This window comes from Ningiella algicola (assembly GCF_028401415.2).
In the GTDB taxonomy this organism is placed as follows: domain Bacteria; phylum Pseudomonadota; class Gammaproteobacteria; order Enterobacterales; family Alteromonadaceae; genus Glaciecola.
On sequence record NZ_CP171821.2, the window covers coordinates 2914722 to 2929722 of the forward strand.

At 44.4% G+C, this 15001-nt stretch carries 14 protein-coding genes and 2 pseudogenes; 3 read left to right on the forward strand and 13 right to left on the reverse strand.

Annotation, left to right across the window (positions count from 1 at the left end):
- Positions 1–212: 212 nt before the first annotated feature.
- A pseudogene (locus tag PN836_RS12675) lies at positions 213–860 on the forward strand (hypothetical protein).
- Here PN836_RS12675 and PN836_RS12680 read toward each other — a convergent pair.
- From PN836_RS12680 to PN836_RS12700, 5 genes and pseudogenes are all read right to left on the reverse strand, one after another.
- On the reverse strand, positions 857–2059 hold the full coding sequence (locus tag PN836_RS12680) for an ImmA/IrrE family metallo-endopeptidase (RefSeq protein ID WP_395338836.1): 1203 nt from the start codon (positions 2057–2059) through the stop codon (positions 857–859). The pseudogene PN836_RS12675 and the gene PN836_RS12680 overlap by 4 nt on opposite strands.
- Positions 2060–2068: 9 nt before the next feature.
- A complete protein-coding gene (locus tag PN836_RS12685; RefSeq protein WP_001197622.1) occupies positions 2069–2353 on the reverse strand; it encodes a type II toxin-antitoxin system HigB family toxin in 285 nt (94 codons plus the stop codon).
- A gap of 77 nt (positions 2354–2430) precedes the next feature.
- A complete protein-coding gene (locus tag PN836_RS12690; RefSeq protein WP_395338838.1) occupies positions 2431–2880 on the reverse strand; it encodes a hypothetical protein in 450 nt (149 codons plus the stop codon).
- 8 nt (positions 2881–2888) lie between these two features.
- Positions 2889–3290: pseudogene (locus tag PN836_RS12695) on the reverse strand (DUF927 domain-containing protein); the annotation flags it as partial.
- Positions 3277–3519, reverse strand: a complete 243-nt coding sequence (locus PN836_RS12700; RefSeq protein ID WP_395338840.1) for an AlpA family transcriptional regulator — start codon at positions 3517–3519, stop codon at positions 3277–3279. The pseudogene PN836_RS12695 and the gene PN836_RS12700, both read right to left, overlap by 14 nt.
- Before the next feature lie 406 nt (positions 3520–3925).
- On the opposite strand from PN836_RS12700, the gene PN836_RS12705 reads away from it, so the two are divergent.
- Entirely contained in the window at positions 3926–4078 is a 153-nt protein-coding gene (locus PN836_RS12705) for a hypothetical protein (protein WP_395338842.1), read from the forward strand.
- Positions 4079–4152: 74 nt separating this feature from the next.
- On the opposite strand, the gene PN836_RS12710 is transcribed toward PN836_RS12705, so the two are convergent.
- Positions 4153–5460, reverse strand: coding sequence for an HD-GYP domain-containing protein (locus PN836_RS12710; protein ID WP_415926372.1), 1308 nt, complete (start codon positions 5458–5460; stop codon positions 4153–4155).
- A 184-nt stretch (positions 5461–5644) separates the two neighbouring features.
- Positions 5645–6412, reverse strand: coding sequence for a delta-class carbonic anhydrase (locus PN836_RS12715; RefSeq protein WP_395338845.1), 768 nt, complete (start codon positions 6410–6412; stop codon positions 5645–5647).
- Between the two features lie 434 nt (positions 6413–6846).
- On the opposite strand from PN836_RS12715, the gene PN836_RS12720 reads away from it, so the two are divergent.
- Positions 6847–8523 (forward strand): amidase, encoded by a 1677-nt coding sequence (locus tag PN836_RS12720; protein ID WP_395338847.1) that lies wholly within the window; start codon positions 6847–6849, stop codon positions 8521–8523.
- 116 nt (positions 8524–8639) lie between these two features.
- On the opposite strand, the gene PN836_RS12725 is transcribed toward PN836_RS12720, so the two are convergent.
- The 6 genes from PN836_RS12725 to PN836_RS12750 all read right to left on the reverse strand — a co-directional run bounded on the left by PN836_RS12725 (position 8640) and on the right by PN836_RS12750 (position 14994).
- Entirely contained in the window at positions 8640–8930 is a 291-nt protein-coding gene (locus tag PN836_RS12725) for a high-potential iron-sulfur protein (protein WP_395338849.1), read from the reverse strand.
- A gap of 183 nt (positions 8931–9113) precedes the next feature.
- The gene (locus PN836_RS12730) at positions 9114–9293 is read right to left on the reverse strand and encodes a hypothetical protein (RefSeq protein WP_395338851.1); all 180 of its coding nucleotides are present in this window, start codon (positions 9291–9293) and stop codon (positions 9114–9116) included.
- Between the two features lies 1 nt (position 9294).
- Entirely contained in the window at positions 9295–9939 is a 645-nt protein-coding gene (locus tag PN836_RS12735) for a flavin reductase family protein (RefSeq protein ID WP_395338852.1), read from the reverse strand.
- Between the two features lie 13 nt (positions 9940–9952).
- Positions 9953–10144, reverse strand: coding sequence for a CPXCG motif-containing cysteine-rich protein (locus PN836_RS12740; protein WP_395338854.1), 192 nt, complete (start codon positions 10142–10144; stop codon positions 9953–9955).
- A 982-nt stretch (positions 10145–11126) separates the two neighbouring features.
- On the reverse strand, positions 11127–11801 hold the full coding sequence (locus PN836_RS12745) for a CerR family C-terminal domain-containing protein (protein ID WP_415926373.1): 675 nt from the start codon (positions 11799–11801) through the stop codon (positions 11127–11129).
- A 46-nt stretch (positions 11802–11847) separates the two neighbouring features.
- Positions 11848–14994, reverse strand: a complete 3147-nt coding sequence (locus PN836_RS12750) for an efflux RND transporter permease subunit (RefSeq protein ID WP_395338858.1) — start codon at positions 14992–14994, stop codon at positions 11848–11850.
- Positions 14995–15001: the final 7 nt, after the last annotated feature.

A 15001-nucleotide genomic window follows, 5' to 3' on the forward strand; every position in this document is an offset into this window, starting at 1 on the left:
TGGCGTCTCGATTTTTTGCACTTGGTGAACGCAGCCAAACAGCGCTGTATTGGACGATGCATTTCAAACAGTTAGCCGCGCACAGGTCATCAGAAAAAAACTGATTTGACTGGTTAATTTGATGGCCAATTCTTTCATCTATTTCAGCACCGAGTCTGTACCCGACCACTGAAAATAGACGGCATGAAAAAACCAACAGGGTGATATGTGACGTGTTATGGGCAAGTGGTAACGATTGGGATAGAGAATGGATACAGCAGCTGGTCGCTTTTCTGGTTGGGCATGGCGCGTTTACTCTCTACCCAGCATTAAGCCAGTGCGACAATGCCGCCGAACGTTTAACCCGCTGGCTAACCTATCAGTTACCGCGCGTTAAACAAGCGCACCCTGGCTGCCCCATTCACCAATGGCTGAATAGCATTGGCGCGCAAGTGATCGTAGAAAAATGGCAAAGCCCCGAGCAATGACCAAACCTGTATTGGCTACCTTTACCTGAGGTTGATGGCAACGCGCAAGGCGGGTTGGTTTTGTTACAGGCATGTGTGGATGACACGAGCCAAACCAGAACATTGCAAGCAAACACACCGGCCAACGCCTGTATTTTTTGGTGCATCACGCCTTTGTCTAAAACAGGAAAGCGCGCTACCTAACACCCCAAACAGCAAAACCGAGCTTTTTGCCTGCCCAGTTCGCCGGAGAAAATGGGAAAATCATGCACGGGGTTATTGCTGAGTGGCTTAAGAAAAGACAAGAGAAAACGAAACGGCAACGTGATCAGCCACCAGATCAACCTAGCGCTGCTGCACCACCTTTGTGGGCCAGAAAATGATGTGTGGATCACTCAAGAGCTTATGGCTTAACGTTGAAAATAATCGCTAATCTTGTCACGGAATAAAGAACCAAACTTTTTATGATCAACACTCTCAAAACGAACTCGTCCAGCCACGATACAAGGTGATATTTGAAGCTCTTTTGCTAGCTCCCTGACTTCTTCAGCGCTCGATAAACTGCTTCTGCACCAAATACTCTGTGGTATCAACGCCTCTCTAGCCATATCATCGGCCTGTTTCTCAATGTCATCAACGCCCTGAGCATCTAAATCATCTAAGTACCAGTTTTCATTACCATCTAAGTGCAATGCGATATGTGCCATTTCATGCATTAGTGAAAACCAAAAGCTATCGAGACGATTGTGCCTTAACGTTAGCGCTATAATCGGGTTGCCATCAATGCCCATGCACACAGCACCATCCAAATAAGTTTTGGGTAGATGAGGCTCTATGATTACATGAATGCCTGACTTATTTAGAAACTCAATCGCTAATAAAGGGCCTGACTCAAGCCAAGATAGCTTGGAAATGTTCTGCATCCATTCCAAATTCACAGTACTAGCGCGATATTGACAGGGTAATTTTTGTTCAGCGGCCTTCTGCAATACTCGAATTTGCCACGCCCACAGAGCATAAGGATCTGTTTCCTTATCATTGGTACGAAGGTGAGAAGACGCTCTCAACAAGGCAGGTTGAAGTTTAAAGCCTGATTTTACGGAACCGATAAAATCAGACAAAGCCTCGGCTGCATATTCCGTTAACTCTTGTAATGAACCATTGAAGCTATCAAAGTAGCCACGCTTTCGCATTTCAGCTATCGGGAAGGCTTGCCAATCTACTTCTCTTTGAATTGCGTGCTTTTGCTCTGGCAATTGAATCAAAACATCAGCTGATATACCTAACCCACTGCTTAGCTTTCGGATCATGTTCAAGCTAAGGCTACGTGTTCCATTCAATATCTCGGAAACTTTTGGAGCTGACCCAATAAAAGGAATAAGGTCTCGATTTTTTAAACCTTGTTGCTCCATTCTAAATTTTATCGCTTCTATTGGATCGGGCTTACTAATTGGAAAATGATCTTCTTCGTACTTTTCAATTAATAATGCCAATACATCCATCTCATCAGATTCGGCTGAACTTGGCTGCGGATCCAAGTCCATTAATGACATTAATCGCATCAATGCTGACTCATGATCTTGTGCTGATTTGATTAATTTAATGTGACTCATCTTCCCCTCCTAAAAGCGTTGCTTATCATACTGAGCATGAGTACCAACCCACTCAATAACAGCAATGCCATTTTGATACCTGACTTTTACAACTAGTCTGTAATGGTTACCTTTGATATTAAATATAACTCTATTACCGTCTAGGAAATCTGCACTGCGGTAACGGTCTTTAATATCCTGAGGAGTTTTCCAACAAGCGCTTTGAGCTTCAGAAACCCATGCCTCTAAAGCTGACTTCACATTAGCGTGTTTTTTATAAAAATCGACAAGTTTGTCTTTACCTAAGACTTGCATATCACCTCAAGGTTCCCTTGGTGGGAATTATAATTAAAGTTACCAAAAAGGGAATTTTTCTTTTCTATATTTCACAATCACACCATTGCCGCTTCGTACACTTTTTCAACCTCGGTAAACTTAGTGACGCTCTCTAGGCGAGTTAAGGTTGTGAGTTTCATCGAGTTTTTAATTGGGCGATGTGGCACGTTGGTCACTGGCATTTGCAGTGACAGTGGTTTGCCTAACTCAAATAAATAATACAAATCAGCAGAACCTGACTTCTTACCCGATTGATCTTCAGTAATGGCGTAGCGTGGTAACACTGTGACTCGTTTAACCGGCCAAAGTTTGTCAATTTGCTTGGTTGAACTTTGAGTGTCTGAGGTAGACGCCAACGCTAAATAGCGAATTTCCTCGGCAATATGCTGCTTAAATTTCTGCAAAAACGTGCTTTGCGGCAGGTGATACCAAAGCGCTATGCCTTGCTCAAATTGTTCAAAGTAGCCATTATCACGGCCACGTTGCCCACCCAATGCCACTGTCATCGTCAAATCAGGGTACTTTGCGTGGCCAGTTCGCCCATTTGTTGAATAAACAGGGAGAGCAACTGCCGCGCTTTGACACTGTTGCTTTGGCGCATTCCTCGGCTGAGTAGGATTCGGCGGTACTCGCTCCCATCTCCGGCCAATAGTTCGGCTGGCATGGCCCAGTAGCGATGGCGATTGTCATCGTCTAACCAGTGCAAGAAATAACCGTAGTTGTCCCCTTGCGGATCGCGGGTACGTGCCGCTACCTGCAGCCAAGAGCAGATTTTGACTGGGCTATCTTGCCCTGCTGGTTGCATTACCAGCCAGTTTTGCGCGTTATAGGCAAAACCAGCCGGTAATGTTGGTGCGTTGCTATGCATATCACTGGCAGGTAACAGGTTTGATGCTGATGGTTTATCCACTGCCATAAGCAGCACCGACACGGCGGGTTTCAATCCACTGGTCGATATCGCTTTCTAACCAGCCCACGGCAAGCGCACCAATACGAATGGAACGGGGAAATTCACCACCGGCCATCAGTACATAAATGGTGCTGCGGCCAAAGCCTGTTTTGGCTTTTACCTCGGGCAAGCGCAAAATCCTCTGCTGACGCGCTGGGTGTACTGAGTTTGTGGGTAATTGTGTGGTTGGGTTCATCGTTTGCTTCCTCACTGATCTGTTAAGTTCAGTTAGGAGTTTGCCAGTACTAAACGGACGCAGTAGGCAAATAAATGCCCAGATCGTGCAGCTTTCTGAGGGTACAGGTAGCTACCTGCCCCAGTATTTACATAATGCCCCAAGTGATAAATACCGAGTGGGCAGGGTTGGCGTGTGACTAAGTGGCGAGAATTAAGGCTTTGCCCATACTGCCCCAAAAGTCCAAGGGATGGCGTACCACTTTGAAGTTTCCTTCTCGAAACTCGGTTTCGATGAGCCGTATGCATTGAGTGTTGATATGTCGAGTGTATCGACACATAAAAAACTTATGTCGAAATAACAGTAAAAAATCGACATAAACTGACCCAATAGTTCATTTATGTCGATATAAACTGGAAGTTTAAACATGACCTGGCAAGCAGAGCAGCCTTACAACCACTTACCCACATTACCGCCAAATCTAAATTCCATAGAAACGAAGGCCGTTCTGAAAGCCTTTATTTCTGCACGCGCCGCTGTAGCAGAATTAAAAAATGAGCAGATCCAGAATATTGAATAACAAGTCATTCATACGAAGTCTAATCGTTTGGGCTCATCAGTAAATGACAAACACTGAAGATTGGAAAACGCCTGCTACAGCTCAACCTTTTCCATATCTATTTGGTAATGCTCTGGCAACGTGGGCTGCACAATCGTAAGCCCAACATTATCATCTGCAAGGTTAATCTCTTTGGGCTGCACATATTTGGTACTCGATATTGAATAAAAGCTTTTGACAACAGGCTTAAGCGCTTTGCCCTTATGATTTTGGGTAACCATAGCAATATGCTGATTGCTAAGAATCACCAAACTTCCCACCGGGTATACGCCAATGCACCTAACAAACTGCAACGCTAGCTTTAAGTCGTAACCAAAATCTTTGTTTGTGATTAATTTAAGCGCGGCCGCCGGGCTGGACTTACGCTGGAATGGACGGTTTGTGGTCATTGCCTCATAGCAGTCGACAATGGCCAACATCCGGCTGAACTTATGTATTTGCTCGCCTTTAAGTCCGTTTGGATAGCCACTGCCGTCTAGTCGCTCATGATGTTGCTCTATCGCTAAGCGCAGCTCTTTATCTAAAGCAAGTGGCTCAAGGAGCTCCAGAGAATGTGCAACATGTTTCTCAATAATCGCTTGTTCGTCTGCGGTGGGCTTGCCTTGTTTGTTGATTATTGATGAAGGCACTTTGACCATACCAATGTCAAAGCAGTAGCCTAGTAGTGCCAAGCGCTGACAGTCATTTTGAGACATGCCTAAATGTTGTGCAAACACGCATAAGAGTATTGAGGTGTGCATAGCATGATTACTGATATACTCGCCTTCATTGCGGATCATACTCAAGCAAAGCAGCGCCTCGGGTTTATCTAGAAGCTGATGATACATGTCTGAAACGAGCGTTTTAGCGGGCGAGAAATCTAGCTCCATGCCTTTTTTTAAATCAACACTTATTTGTTTGTGTAACTTTTTACATTCAATCACTAATTGTTCAGCTTGTTCATAACTTGAACTCGCCTTTTGCTTCGCTGAAGGTGTTGCCCGTTTCGCAGTTGCCACGGGCGCGGGGGTCTGCTGCGATTGCTCTTCAAAAGGCATATCATCTAGCTCTATGAAATCGTCATTCGGACTATCATTATCTGCACTGACTTGTTCACTGCTTGAATGTTGAGCATCGTTTGCTACCGATACAAGGGCTTTAGCGCTTTTATCTTCGACTTTTTGGCGAAGCGGCTTGCGCGTTACTGATATGCTTGGCACTTCAACAATGAGTTCCTCAACACCACAAGCTTGCATCTGCTTTATCACACCTTGATGGCGCACTTTACCTGTACTTTTCACCACAAGTTTGCCACTTTGCCGACTAATGGCATGCACAATCATGCCAGGGCGAAGCTCATTCACAGATACTTTCCTTAATTCTTGCTGTGGCATATAGGTATTTTACTTCTCATCAAAAAACGTAGGTCTTAAAGTGGGATATCGGCAGATGAAGCAAAAACTGGAAAAGAAACTAGGGTGGCGAAGATGTGATGAAAAGAAAAACGCCGAGCTTAGCCCGGCGTTTGCAGTTTGATAACTTAAAATTTTAGTGAATAACTGACAATAGACGCTTATCTGTCACCAACTCACGTACACCATGACCTTCTTTTTCTTCAAATTCATTGCTCTCACACCACTTGGCAATGCTGTTTATATCAAGCTTTGCGCAATGTGGGCGTACAGACCAGCTTACCTGTAAAGGAGAGCACGCTTGTTCCGTAAATGACGGGCCGGTTGTTGAACCTAAAAACTCGACAGGGGCGCCTGTAGTATCAGGGATCATTTTAGGCTGATGATAACCATTTACGGTATTGCCATCGTAATCCATATCATTGAAATCCATTGCGCTTGAATCATTCACTAAGGTGAACACTTGCGTTTCTACACGCAAATTTGGGTTAGCGCACTGATCAGATAAACAGCTGCCTAATCCAGGACCCGGTGCTACGTCGCATGAAGTATGCACCCAGTGCATTTCAATCGTGTCACCTGGCTTGAGGTTTCCGCACACTTCACCTTCCGGTGCTTTAAGCTCTGCTGCAGTTAAGTTTTGGCTCATACCGCACATAAAACCAGCCCCTTCGGTAGCAGGTACAGAGAAGTCTTTGGCTTTATGCTCTGCATTTTTATGAAAGTGGATATTACATAGGTTCATTTGCGATGATGGTGGAGCCATAGAGAAAATAACTTTGTTTTCTCCGTCACGTTGGTCGATATCACGACCTGTTTGTGGACCGTATCCTTCACAGACATCTGCAGCAAGAACGGAAGCGCTAACCATCGTTAACAACCCACTTACCAAAAGCTTTTTCATAAAACACATTCCTTACATCGAGGTTAATAAACTAAAATTTTTGTAACGTGTGCATAGGTTTACGCTAATGTAGTGCGAAAGATTAAAAGCAGATATAACTTGTTTTTATATAAAAATGGAATAAAAACATATAATGTATATATGTTATAGTATAACGTTTTAAAAAGATCTTTTATTTACCATTTTAATAAACCAATAAAATCAATGTGTTAGTGGTTTTCATCAAGTAATGCTGAAATTTTTGTACTAATTAACAGTATTTAACTGACCATATTTTCGGATAAAGCGAGGATTATTAGTTGATCTCATGCATTAACGATACAATTTTTTTAGCCGCATTTGTCTAAGTGTCTGATAGTGCTTTGCTTCTTTACTCACTTTAATTCGGTGGTAAGCTCATTCTTTCTTTTATTGCAAAATAGGATAATAAATCCGTGAGCCGAACTTCTTTTATAACGACAATAAACCGCTATTTAGTATCATCGCTTTTGGTATGCGCCTTCGCCCTTCCAATTGCGATAGCCAATAATAGTGCTGAACGTGATAACGACTCTCAAGATGTAAGTGCATTGCATGCTTATGAGCTCGCCGAGTTAATTGAAGCCCAAAAACTCAGTTCGCAAGCGGTTGTTGAAGCTTTGATTGACCGAATTAAACAATTAGATCGCACAACATCGCCGCCGAAGAACAGCAGCACAGTAGGTATTCAGGCAATCATACAGCTGAATCCGGATGCTTTAGAGCTTGCGAAAACACTCGATGATGAGGCAAAAGAGGGCCGCTTGAGAGGCCCCTTACATGGCGTTCCGGTTGTGGTCAAAGACAATATCGAAACGTCTAATATGCCAACCACCGCTGGCAGCATGGCCCTGATGAACAATGACACCAAACGAGATGCTCCTATAATTGCTCGTTTAAAATCAGCCGGCGCGATTATTCTAGCGAAAACAAATTTATCAGAATGGGCAAATTTTAGAGACGCTGACTCAGTCTCAGGTTGGAGCGGTGTGGGTGGCCAAACCCGAAATCCTCACAGTTTAGATAGAACACCCTGCGGCTCCTCGTCAGGCACCGGCGCTGCTATAGCAGCACAGTATGCCCCTTTGGGTATTGGTACAGAAACTAACGGTAGCATCATTTGCCCGTCTACCATGAACGGTATAGTCGGGTTCAAACCAACCGTAGGTTTGGTATCGCGCTCTGGGATTGTGCCTATCTCTGTCACACAAGACACCGCTGGCCCGATGACTCGAAGCGTAAAAGATGCTGCGCTGATGCTTCACGTCATGTCGGGTACAGACGCAAACGATCCTGCAAGCTTAAAAGCCGACGAATATAAACAAGACTATATTGCTTCCTTGAACACACCATTAAAAGGAAAGCGAATAGGGGTGTTCAGAGCCGTGCAGTCTGAGCACACTCAAATCATAGCGGCGCTAGATGAAGCAGTGGAAACCTTAAAAAATCTAGGAGTTGAAATTGTAGATATAGAAGAATATGAAACCCCGGAAGGATTTTGGCCTCAAGCGTTACAAGTTTTACTCACCGAATTTAAACATGAATTAAACCGCTACTTAGCCAATGCAGCGCCTGAAGTAGAACATCGCGATTTGAAAGCACTGATTGAATATAATCAGTCAACACCGCGAGAGTTAAGTGTGTTTGGGCAGTCGCTATTCATTGATGCGCAGGCAACCGAAGGGTATGACGACTCTTATCAGGAGGCGCTCGCATTTTTACGCAAAACAACGCGAGAAGAAGGAATTGATCGTCTCCTGAACGAACAAAAACTGGATGCGATAATGATGCCGTCTCAGACGCCAGCATTTTTGATTGACCCTGTTTATGGTGACAGCTTTCCAGGAGGATTTGCGGGAGCAGGCTGGATGGCCGCAATCGCTGGTTATCCTCATGTTTCAGTACCGATGGGAAGTATGAAGGGCCTTCCAATTGGCCTAAGTTTCATGGGTGCACAGTGGGACGACGCTAGCTTACTTAACATTGCCTATCAGTATGAACAGGCATCTCAAAAGCGAATAACGCCTCAGATGAGCCTAAACGCCTTCGAGAACGCTCAATTTAAACAGTCAATGAAACCGTTAAACGAGTAAAGCTTGTGAGATCACTCAGAATTGGAGAAATTAGGTCAAGCAATAAGAAATACAGAATCGCACCAAATAAAAAAAACCCTCGATAAACGAGGGTTTCGCTATATTCTTTTGCTTACTTAGCCTTTCTTCATCCAAGCAGAGCACCAACCGTCGGCGGCGACCACTTTGCCTGGGAATATGCCACATGGACGCCATTCTGCGCCGTCTTCGCCCTGAATGTACATACAGTTGGCGCAATTTGCACCTTCCACTTCAGATTTGTGCGTGTACTTAAGCGCGACAGCAGTTGGGTCATCTAGCGCTAATTGCTCTTGTGCGTTTGCACGAAGCGCCACGCCACCAAGCGTTACCCCAATTAGTGTAGAACCTGATAGTTTGAGAAAGTCGCGTCTATTTACGTTTTTCATAGCATTTCCTTTTTAAAAAGCCAATTCAACAAAAATGATAATTATTCTTTTTTACGATAGCTTAAAACTAACAAAGGCCCACCATTTGGTGAGCCTTTGCGAGATGAATCTGTCTTACTTATATACAGTTATACCCTATTTACTGAGATTTACCAAATTACATTAAGTTCACACTCAGTTGTTTCAGGGCGCAGATTCATCATTTTTGCTGGCTTGAGTGTCAGATTGCACGCTGTTAGCTTGATTGTCATTAATGTCACCATCGTCGTGTTCAGGCAATTTAAGTAACAGCCAAGTGATGCCAGCAACAAATGCCAATGCGATGCCGCATACAATCAAAAGTTGGTCTAAATTTGGTATCACCTCAATCCTCCAATAGCGATTTTAGCTTGGTGTCAGGCTTTGCATAGCTATACCTATCTATACGCTGTCCGCGATGATAGCTATCCAGGCCTGACACGGCCAGCGAACCTGCTGCATTGATATCCACATACCCATCTGAGCTTTTATATTCATTTGGACAGATAACTTGAACGATTTCGCCAATCACAAGCTCCGTCAGATTTAGCTGTAATACTTGAATCTCTCGTAATTCCAGCGCTATTTTGATCGTGCTTTGCTCAACAAATGGTGCACTAAATCCACCGGCATATTGCGGCGTTAAGCCAGTCTCTTCAAATTCACTTCGCTGGGGGGCATAGTTAGCAGAACATTGGTGCGCTTGTTCTACAATCACCTCATTGACATGGTTGATAGTGTAGACGCCCGTCTCTTTTATATTTTGAAGCGTGTCGCGAACCACAGTATGAGGGCGCATTATCATTCCAAGCAAAGGCGGGTTAGCTCCCACATGGAAAACGCTGCTAATGAGCGCTAAGTTATCAACGCCACTTTTACTCAGCGTACCAACCAGGTTTGCGCTTTTAAAACCCGACAAACTGTTAATAAAGTTCGCGCGCTCAAATTTTTCCATTGCTTGAATGTCGATGGATTTAATAGTTGACGTCATCTACATATACCCTTCACTCGTCGTCCCGCCTGGCGATGATTTCAAGACCAAAGCCATGGTCGCTGATGAATACTTCAATAGGAGAGCAACAAATTTGGCAGTCAACAATTTGCTGTTGCCCAATATCGTTATCTTCATCAACTTCAATATCGTTAAATGTCATGCAGTAGGGACACTCAAATTTTTCAGCGCGCGTTAAACTCATTCAAATCACTCGTAATCGTCGAGAGCGTGTGGGTAATAGTGCTTACTGAAAATTGACGAGGGTGGTTCTCTAATTCTAAGAATTTCTCAACACATAGACGCTTATGCCTATGATGAGTGAGCGCGCACAAAACACATGTTTCTTGATTGGCTAAGCTTAGCGAAAAAAACGCGCCGAGTAGGGCAAAATCATATTCTGAGGAATGACGACTTAATGTAAATTTTTTGTTAAATTGAAAAATATTACCATGATGGTAGCGAAAAAATCGCCAACACTACGCATTCATTGTTTGAGCTTCTAGATAAATTATCGGACCTAATAACCTAGGGTTACCAGCACAGATAATATTAGGCAAACAAGGCCTAGCTGACCTGCTTTAGTGCAAAAGTTTACCACTACATCTATGATTTCATGTGAGTTTTTATGATCATCTTTCATATTTCTAGCCTTGGTTACTATTTTAAGCTTAACCATCAATTTATGTTTACGCTTAAATACTGCATCGACCATCCTACTTGAAAATTTAGCCTCAGCAAGACGATTCTGAGGGCGTTTGCGACAAGTGACTGTGAAATATAGAAATTTAAATTTTTGTTAATGTTTGTCAATTTTAGATTCATGTAAGCTTTGTTTTACATAAAACGACATCTGGCTGTAAACGCAATGGTGACCAAAAATTATCCGCGTCGAAAACGCCATGGTAAATGCCCTTTGTGCAAGCGCGAATTGGATTTGACCTTTCATCATCTAATCCCCAAAAAAATGCATCGACGCAGCTATTTTAAAAAGCATTTTAGCAAAGCTGAGCTTGCTTGCGGTGTCGATATTTGCCGTCAATGTCATGATGGCCTCCACAAAACGTATACGGAAATGCAATTAGCAAAATCCTTTAGGACGCTAGAGTTATTGTTGAAAGATGACGTCCTTTCAGCGCATTTTGCATGGGTGGGTAAGCAAAAGGTGCGCGCTTAATTGATGTTTCTCATAAAGTAGGGTTTACAAGCACGCTACGCACATTTTGCGTCACGACGTCGCTAATAAGTTTAACATCATCCGTGCTCAATTCTTCAATCCCCAAACCGCGCAGTAATGACTCCCTCGCCAATAAAAACCCTAATGCTTGACCAAAAAGCGCGTGGCTAATCACTTTTAAGCGCTTTTCGTCATAATACTTACCAAGGCAAACGGACAGAAGTTTGACTTTTAAGCTTTGTGCATGTTGGTAGTATCGCTGGTAAAAGATTTCGTAGGCTTGAGTTGGCGTTGCATGTTCCCGCATCACAAACTGTGACCAACGAAGCGTATCGGGGTCTTGCAAGAAAAACTGACAAAAGGCTTCCATGATGGCGAGATAGCGTTGGCTTGCTTGCGCTTGATTTAAATCCTCGATGTTTTGAGATGCATTAGAAAGCTGATCGCCAATTTGGGCCCATATTTCATCCACGATGTAATGCATGCAGGCATTATATAAGCCGTTTTTGCTGCGAAAATAATAGGGAATAGCAGCGATATTTGCGTTCGCATGCTCGGCGACGTTGCGTGTGGTCGCTTTTTGACCGTAAAGTCCAAATTGGTCAATGCCCGCTTCGATTAAAGCAATAGCGGTAGCGCTTCGGCGAATATCATCGCCTATTTCCTGCTTGTTAGTCTCTATCATCGTTGTTGTCACTACATCCACTGCAAGGTTAATATATCAAAATTCACTACGCTTTTGCGCCTGCATCACTAACATGGCCGTCTACTCGACTATTAACGTTGGTATTTGGAACATGTTTAATCGAAAAAAATATGGCGAATAGGACTGGCACTACGCCTAAGGTCAAAAGCGTACCGACCGCAAGACCGAATGCGATGGCGCCCGACATGGCGTAAAACAAAGCGTCTTGACCAATAATCAACGGCATTAAGCCCAAAATGGTGGTGCTGGTTGACATGATAATTGGGCGAAGACGCCTTATGCAAGCGCTGACTAAGGCCTCTACGCGCGCACCTGAGTCCTCAGGATTATCTAAAGCACCCAGTTCAATATCAATGCGGTCAATCAACACAATGGCATTGTTGATAATTATACCTGCAAGTGCATAAAGCCCTAAAATCACCATAAAACCAAAATCGCCCTGCAGTACCAAAAGGCCAATTGATGCGCCGATTATTATGAGCGGAATGGTTGTTATGATGATGGCTGTGCGTCTGAAGGATTTAAATTGTCCAACCAAAAGTATCAGTATTGCGGCCACACATAGCGGTAAATTTTTGTTTAACGATGCTTGAGAATCTTTCGAATCTTGGATAACGCCATCATATTCAATGGTATAACCGTAAGGTAAAGATGCTTGGAGCTCAGCCAGCGGTCCTTGCATAAACGGCACCATATCCTCTGCATTCATCAAGGCATTTTTCGCTTCTACGGTTACGGTTCGAAACATATTCTCTCGTGCGATCCGCGCAAATCCTGTCTCATATTCAACGCTTGCCACTTGCATCAATGGAATATTACGCTCTAGACCAGGTGAATAAATCGTTGCTGTCTCTAGGCGGTCCAAATTAAATCTTTCGTTCTGAGGCGCTCTGATCTTAATGGGGAGAATGTCATCACCCTCGCGAAACTCAGTGACAACCAAGCCACTGAAATAACTCTGCAAAGATTGCGCAATATCTTGGGAGCTTACGCCAGTGCGCCGCGCTTGCTGCTGGTTGACTTGGATTCGAATTTGCGTGACGCGGTTTTCCCAGTCATTGCGCACATCATAGGTGCCCTCAATGCCGCGCAACATCCTCTCAATTTCTAGCGCAGTATTGTAAATATAATTTGCGTCTGGGCCTTTTATCTGTACATCAATTTTGCTCGAATCCGAAGGACCCAAAAACATCTTAGTAACGCGTGCAGCAACGCTTGGATATTCGTTGGCGAACATCTCCCTTATCGCCTCAATGGTAGGGTCGGTGTTTGCTCTGTCGCCAACATCTAATACGAAAAAAGCTTTGTGCGGCTCAGTATCAAGCGGAGTGAGTGATAGTACGAACCTTGGGCCGCCAAATCCACCATAGGCTGCATGTTTTTGGATGTGCTTAAAACGCGTTTTGTCGTCTAAATCCTGCATGACGCGCTGCATCATTTTGCTGGTCTCGCGCATGGAGCTGCCCGCAGGCAAATCGGCGTAAATCAGCACCTGTGAACGATCTGAGTCCGGGAAAAACTTTACCGGCACCTGACTAAGTCCAAGTCCACCGAGAAAAAACAGACCTAGCATGCACAGCAGAAATATAGAGCGGTGCTTTAGAATCTTTCTAAGCGCTTTTTCATAGGTCGGATTGAGATGTTCAAACATCTCATCGATACGCTTTCGCACAGCGCCTTGCTGTTCAGGCGTTTTAATTTTAACGAAGTGATAACACAACAGGGGAGTGACTGATAGCGACAAAAACCAAGATACTAACAGGGATATTAAAATGACTAACGACACGGAGCGTGTATATTCGCCGGAGGCACTTTCTGCTAGCATCAGCGGTAAAAATACCAGAATCGTCGTTAAAGAAGAGGTCAACAGTGGAATGGCAAGCGTTTTTCCGCACTGCACCAGAGCGTCTTTGCGCTGCTCACCCTCTTCTAAACGGCGCATAAAATCCTCGGCTACAACAATGCCGTTGTCGACCAGCACACCTAAAGCGATAATTAAAGTGGCTAAAGACATTCTCTCTAGAGCCATGCCGGAAAACGCCATCACCGACATAGTAATCAAAATAACCGAAGGCACGATCGAGCCGACGATAATACCGGTACGAAGCCCCAAAAATAGGATCACCACTGCTGATACAATGGACAGGGTTTGAAACACATTGAAGCTGACCCCTTGCACTGCCGCTTCAACCACATCTGCTTGTCGGGTAATGGTCTGCAGTTCGTAGCCAGCTGGAATGGACGATTGCAGCTCGGCAATGAGCGCCTCCATTGCTGGCGTAAAACTCAGTACATCGCTGGCATCATCTTTTGCTATGGCAAATACAATAGCAGGCCGACCGTTGAAAAACGCGGTGCGTGTGGGTGGGTCGATGGGCGCACGCTTCACTTGCGCGATGTCTTTAAGCTGAACTGATTGTTCAAGACCTGGCACCGATATTAGCGTATTGGCAATATCCTCAACCGAACCGAAGTTTCCTGTTGGTTGCAAAGTGAAATTGGTGCCATTGGCATCAATTGTCCCGCCGGGGCGGATAACGTTTTGTGCCTGCAGAGCTTGAATAATTAAGTTAGGCGCCACACCGAGCTGCGCTAGTTTGGCATTTGCCACTTCTATATACACTTGCTCAGGCTGAACGCCCAGAATATCCACACGTTTCGTACCAGGCACTTGGAACATAAAGTCGCGTATATGTTGAGCAACATCAAAGCGCTTTCCCCAAGAGATGCCGTCTTGTGCAAGTAGCGCAACCGTGAGCACAGCAACATCGCCAAAGTTGTCGTTGACGCGCACGGCGCTGGTGCCTTGGGGTAATTGATTGATCACCAAATCTATCTCTTGGCGCATATCATCCCAAATTTGGTCAAGTTCAGTGTATTTATCTTGTAACTGCACATGGATAATGGATTGACCCACCAGAGAAATGGAGCGGATCTCCTTCACTTCCGGCAGATTTTGTATCGCCTCTTCTAAGGTTTTCGTGATCAGAAGCTCAACGCGCTCCGCAGGGAAGCCCTCAAGCGTTGCCGTTATTACCGCCTCTCGCACAGTAATTTTTGGATCTTCTTGTGCTGGTAAATGGAAGTAGCTATAGCCACCAAACACCATCAGCGAAAACACGACGGCAAGTAGCAAGCGATTGTAAATAAATGAAAGGGAAGAAATATTCATAGCGTTA